At 36.1% G+C, this 5457-nt stretch carries 5 protein-coding genes; 2 read left to right on the forward strand and 3 right to left on the reverse strand.

Annotated elements, in window-relative coordinates; genetic code table 11:
* The first annotated feature begins 172 nt into the window (after positions 1-172).
* The gene (locus F6K13_RS16265) at positions 173-334 is read left to right on the forward strand and encodes a hypothetical protein (protein ID WP_161565053.1); all 162 of its coding nucleotides are present in this window, start codon (positions 173-175) and stop codon (positions 332-334) included.
* A gap of 294 nt (positions 335-628) precedes the next feature.
* Here F6K13_RS16265 and F6K13_RS16270 read toward each other — a convergent pair whose 3' ends face one another.
* The 3 genes from F6K13_RS16270 to leuB all read right to left on the reverse strand — a co-directional run bounded on the left by F6K13_RS16270 (position 629) and on the right by leuB (position 3995).
* The gene (locus tag F6K13_RS16270; protein WP_124146576.1) at positions 629-1495 is read right to left on the reverse strand and encodes a fructosamine kinase family protein; all 867 of its coding nucleotides are present in this window, start codon (positions 1493-1495) and stop codon (positions 629-631) included.
* 624 nt (positions 1496-2119) lie between these two features.
* Positions 2120-2611 (reverse strand): hypothetical protein, encoded by a 492-nt coding sequence (locus F6K13_RS16275; protein WP_124146575.1) that lies wholly within the window; start codon positions 2609-2611, stop codon positions 2120-2122.
* Between the two features lie 307 nt (positions 2612-2918).
* On the reverse strand, positions 2919-3995 hold the full coding sequence (gene leuB / locus F6K13_RS16280) for a 3-isopropylmalate dehydrogenase (RefSeq protein ID WP_124146574.1): 1077 nt from the start codon (positions 3993-3995) through the stop codon (positions 2919-2921).
* Between the two features lie 930 nt (positions 3996-4925).
* On the opposite strand from leuB, the gene F6K13_RS16285 reads away from it, so the two are divergent.
* Positions 4926-5315, forward strand: coding sequence for a hypothetical protein (locus tag F6K13_RS16285; protein WP_124146573.1), 390 nt, complete (start codon positions 4926-4928; stop codon positions 5313-5315).
* The last annotated feature ends 142 nt before the right edge of the window (positions 5316-5457 follow it).

The following is a 5457-nucleotide window of genomic DNA, read 5'->3' on the forward strand; positions in this document are numbered from 1 at the left end:
TAAAATTACATGGGGATTCTAACCCCAAGTAATTTTGAACACCGTGTAGACGGTGGGGTATTAAACCCACAAAGAAAATGATAATAATATTAAAAATGAAGTAACAGGAAATTCTAGTCAACCAAAAACAGAGGAAACTAAAAAATTTGGATTTTTAGATTTCTTGACTTGGATGCAGAATGGGCAAATTATTTTCATCTTAATCTCTTCTATTATTGGCATTATTTTGCTGATTATTTATCCTAAGTTATACCCAGATGGATTACCAGAATTGGCTTTACCAATTCAAGACATAATTCCAACTCCACAAAAAGAAAATAAATCCGTTCATTAATGGATAATTGATAATGGATAATTGATAATTACCTCTGGTTAAAACCGTTACGGAATTGAATATAAGGAAATATTATTTCTTCTCTTGGTCGATTAGATATGGCGAGTAGACCCGTTCTTACATACCCGCTGCGAATATCGCCATCTCTCGACCGCTTTTTACCCTTAAAAGGGGAGGCTTTAAACCAGAATTATTTAATTATTAATTATTAATTATTCGGTGAATGAAATTTGTAAATTAGAGTATTTCCGTTAGCAATAATACCCAAAAATTACTGTTTAGTGAGTAGAAAATTTATGATAAAAGTTGCTGAATCATACGTTCTGCCTGAGAACCATAACCACCACCGAATAAATTAAAATGATTGAGAATATGATACAAATTATAAAGACTTTTACGTTGTTGATAACCATCATCTAAAGGCCAGGCTTGATTATAACCACGATAAAAAGCACTGGGAAAACTACCAAATAATTCAGTCATGGCAATATCAACTTCGCGATCGCCCCAATAAGTGGCCGGGTCGAAAATTACTGGCTCCCCATCTACAGTTACTCCAGCATTTCCCCCCCATAAGTCACCGTGAACCAGAGAAGGTTGTGGTTGATGACCTGCCAATAACTCTGGGATAATTTTTAGTAGGCGATCGCTCTGAGTAAAAGTACCACCCCGACGTTTTGCCAACTTGAGCTGATAACCAATGCGGTTTTCTGCCCAAAATTCTGCCCAGTCTGTATTCCAAGTATTAATCTGGGGTGTGGAACCGATAGTATTGTTGATGTCCCAACCAAATTCACTTTTACCCTGACAGTGATGTAAAGCGGCTAATTTACGTCCCATCTCTTCCCAAGATTTATCGTTACCACGACCACCTAAGTCTAACCATTCCAAGACAATATAAGAATTATTTCCCTCTGTTCCATAGCACAAGGGTTTCGGAACACAAATAGTCTGGATTTCACACATTTGCTTTAACCCCAAAGCTTCTGCTTCAAACATTGCTATCTGGGAAGCTTGATTAAGTTTGACGAAATAGTTGCGACTGCCATTAGTTATTTTATAACCACTGTTGATGCAACCTCCTCCAACTGAAGAATGGTTAGTAACTTCAAAATTTTCGGCCGTTACTTGAGTGATATGTTCGGCAATTTTTTTCCACATACATATACAGTCCTATATTTAATAATTTTTTTTTAAAATGCCAAAAATTAGCTATTGTGCTATACGCAATAGTATAAGGTGAAGTCCTCACAGAAACTGAACTAGAAACCATTTCTATTTGCCAGACCAGGAAAATCTGACTCCTCCACAGTTATTAATTTTTATATTTTTAAAAGTTGAAAAAATCTCTATTGCTACATACGCAATAGTAGAGACTCAAGTCCTCACAGAAACTGAACTAGAAACCATTTCTATTTGCTAGACCAGGGAAATCTGACTCCTCCACAGTTATTAATTTTTATATTTTTAAAAGTTGAAAAAATCTCTATTGCTACATACACAATAGTAGAGACTCAAGTCCTCACAGAAACTGAAACGGCAAATAATCAATTCCGTAAGTATATAGCGCTGTAGTGGAAAATGATCTCCATAAATTATCAATTATTCCCCTCCACCGGAGGGGTTAGGGTTGGGTTCCCTTTTCCCTATTCCCTGTTCCCTGTTCCCTCTTTTCTTGAAGATATCTAGTGTATATCGACTTGCAAATATAAGTTGTTTGAATAAAGAAAGCAGATTTTTCCTAAAAACCTGCTGTCTGGAATACTAGCTAATAATTTCGCCTAACTATAATGTTTCAGTATGAATCAGCGCTTTCAGCATACTCTCAACTTTTTCTTCCATCTCTACTAATATATTTAGAGATAGAGTAATATCATCTGCAACTCCCAAAAGTTTAGCCGCTTTTTTGACAGCTTCTTCCTCTTGTTTTGCATAATCTTTATCGGCCCGAGACATTTTAATGGCATGATAAAGCAATGTTCTTGGTGCTGACCAGTTAGGAACATCTGTTTTGATCTTGGGCAACAGGTCTTCCAACTTAGCATTCTTGTAGTCAAATTCTTTGTATTTTTCTATAGCTTCTTCAGGAGCGCCAACCATTCGTTGATGATTTATTAACCAATTCATCTCTGCCTCTGGCACATCCCCATCAGCTCCAGCAATAGCGAGCAACGCATACCCATAATTAAGATATGCTTCAAAAGGAGCGGAAGAAATACCCATAGTTCTTTTCAGGTATTCCGAACCTCCTATCATTTGCTCTTCATTTGTTGCCATAATTTGTTTCCTTATTTCTATTTGTTCAAGTTGAGTTTACTGTACTGACAATTTTTGAGCGTCACCGTCAGTACAGGAAAGACATTGCCGTTAGCTATTGAGTTTGGCTTACTCCTGGTAATTATATAGCGCCATAGTAGAAAATTATTTCTATAGCAATGTGCGCTGGCATATTTACAAATTGCAGGAATTGTCCAATAGCTAAAAGTCTTATATTATTCCAACGCAGATGCTGCGCAAACAGATTTTTATTCGCCCTATTGCCTGTTGCCTGTTGCCTGTTGCCTGCGCGCAGCGCTGTCTTTGCCTAACTCAAAACTTTTAACAACACTTCTGCCATTTCTTTACATCCGACTTGTTTCATTCCTTCGGACATAATATCCCCAGTCCGATAACCCAAATCTAATACTTGCAACACCGCTTCTTCAATTTTATCTGCTGCGGCAGGTTGCTCTAGAGCATAACGTAACATCATTGCCACACTCAGGACTTGTGCCAGAGGGTTTGCCTTATCTTGACCCGCAATATCTGGAGCAGAACCATGAACTGGTTCAAATACTCCCGGTCCAGAAGCACCCAGACTCGCCGAAGGTAACATTCCTATACTGCCTGTTAACATGGCAGCAGCATCAGAGAGAATATCGCCAAATAAATTTCCTGTGACAATCGTATCAAATTGTTTTGGCCAACGAACAAGTTGCATGGCAGCATTATCTACATATAGATGAGATAACTCTACATCTGGAAATTCTGAGGACATTTGAGTAATGCGATCGCGCCAAAACTGAGACACTTCTAGCACATTCGCTTTATCTACCGAACACAACTTACCGCCACGTTTTTGAGCTGTCTCAAATCCCACTTTAGCAATACGGTCAATTTCTGACTCAGTATAGGCCATCGTATTAACACCGCGTTTTTCTCCTGTTTCTGTCTCAAACAGACCTTTGGGCATGCCAAAATATACTCCACCTGTTAATTCTCGTACCACCATGATATCCACTCCTTCCACAACTTCTCGTTTGAGGGTAGAAGCATCTATTAGTTGGGGCAAAATTTTAGCTGGCCGTAAATTAGCAAATAATCCTAATCCGGACCGTAGTCCTAATAATCCAGTTTCTGGTCGTTGATGGCGTGGTAAATTATCCCACTTGTAACCGCCGATCGCTGCTAAGAGTACGGCATCACTATTACGACATTTTTCGAGGGTTTCTTTCGGTAGGGGTTCCCCTGTAGCATCGATGGCAACTCCACCGATAGGAGCTTCTTGAAATTCAAAGTTAAGGTTAAATTGGTTGCCAATAACTTTTAGGACATCTACCGCCACTGTCATAATTTCAGGGCCAATGCCGTCACCAGGGAGTAGAGTAATGCGGTAGTTCATAATGTTCTATGTTTTAATTTTCTACGAGTTAATTTGTGATTGAGCTAAATATTAACTATATATAGCAATCCTAAATAGGTCGTGACAAATCAAAAAGTAAATAAAAAAACTGAAACTCTTACCTGTTCCCAGTTAAGTGTTCCCTAAAAAGCAGTAAGATTTTTGACACGAATAAAATAGGATTGCTATAGCAATTTTTATTAGGGATAAAATAGAAATATTTGGTTTTTAAGGAACAGAAAATTAGAAAAATAAGTCTTCTTTAAGAAAGGTTGATAAATGCTGGATTACAATTTGAGTAGAAATTCCCATATTTCTATAAAATATAGCAATCCTAAATAGGTCGTGACAAATCAAAAAGTAAATAAAAAAACTGAAACTCTTACCTGTTCCCAGTTAAGTTTTCCCTGTTTCCTAAAAAGCAGTAAGATTTTTGACACGAATAAAATAGGATTGCTATAGTTTTTTATAGCGTTTCCCAAGGTCGTGAGGTACAGTTATCTTTTTGTCTTTTTATTCCCTGTTCCCTGTTCCCAGAACCGGTGTTCCCTCAAGCCTAAAATTTTGTACCTCACGCTTTTTGGGAATTGCTATATCAAGATTATATGATATTATTTTTCTGGCAGATCTAGTGATTAATTTTTATTAATTTTGTTTCCATTCCTAGTAAGATTATTTTAAAATTATTATATATATTTTGGCTGTAATAATTTTTTACTATCTAGTGTTTGTGTTTTCAAATGATTCGTAAAGTTCTAGGGTCTTGAAAGACTTGCTAAATATGGATATTGAGTTTACATCTTAAATAAAGATGCTATATATGAAATCTAAGTTCAGTTGAAGACTACAAATTTTATTTTCAGTTATTAATCTCACTAAAATTAGACAGAGTATAACATAAAATATCCAGTCAAATTTAATTAATTTAAAATGAATAAACCATTATTTCTGCTGAATAAATTGATGATAATTCTGGCACTGCCTATTATTTTAGTTAGCCTGGTTGGTTTTAATAATAAAACTCAGGCTCAAACTGAAGAAAAGCGTGCTGCTTGTGTCTTAGTTGATTTTGATGGTCGAATTAGGGCTTCAGGACCTTGCGACGTTAAAATAACTAAAAGTAATACTGGTGTAGAATTTGATATTGAATGGGATGGTTCTACAAAAACTCAGTTCTCTATGAGAAAATTTCCTACTGATGGAACTTATAGCGTAGAAATTAGCAATGGAGGAAGAGCTAGTATGAAAGTTGAGAAAGAAGGTTCAGTATTTATTTTGAGAAGTAGCAGTGGTTTTAGAGGCAGAGTAATATTTCCATAAAATAGCAATTAGACAAAATAAATTGATTAGGTATCAGCAAAATTTTTCTAGGCTTAAGTTTTTACTTATTTTATTATTTATCTACTAATCTTGAACTATTATCTTGTGATTAACAATGAATATTAAGTTACAATTTTCAACA

Source organism: Okeania sp. SIO2B9 (assembly GCF_010672505.1).
In the GTDB taxonomy this organism is placed as follows: Bacteria; Cyanobacteriota; Cyanobacteriia; order Cyanobacteriales; family Microcoleaceae; genus Okeania; species Okeania hirsuta.